General features: G+C 46.6%; 1 pseudogene. It reads left to right on the top strand.

The annotated features are described in order from the left end of the window. Window positions 1-414: pseudogene (locus ACYVTD_RS16115) on the top strand (glutamine synthetase type III); the annotation flags it as partial.

Genomic DNA, 414 nt, shown 5'->3' with positions numbered 1-414 from the left:
AGCGCCTCCGGCTATCGTGTCCATGTTCCTTGGCGAAGAATTGACAGAAATTATCGAAGCGATTGAATCGGGCAAAGGTTATAAAAACAAAGAGAAGCTCGACATGGAAATAGGCGTATCTGTATTGCCGCATTTCCCCAAGGACACAACAGACCGCAATCGCACATCGCCTTTCGCGTTTACAGGCAACAAGTTTGAGTTCCGTATGCTCGGCTCGGCGTTCTCAATCGGCGGACCGAATATCGTATTAAATACAATTGTCGCCGATACTTTGAGCCAATTTGCGGATTCTCTTGAGAAGTCGAAGAACTTTAAGGGAGACCTTGCGGCGTTGATTAAAAAAACAATCAGCGAACACAAGCGTATCGTTTTTAACGGCAACAACTATGCGGAAGAATGGGTAGTCGAGGCGCA

The organism is Treponema sp. R6D11 (assembly GCF_054786075.1).
Note: the sequence above shows the minus strand (reverse complement) of the source record. Positions and strands in the feature narration are given on the sequence as shown.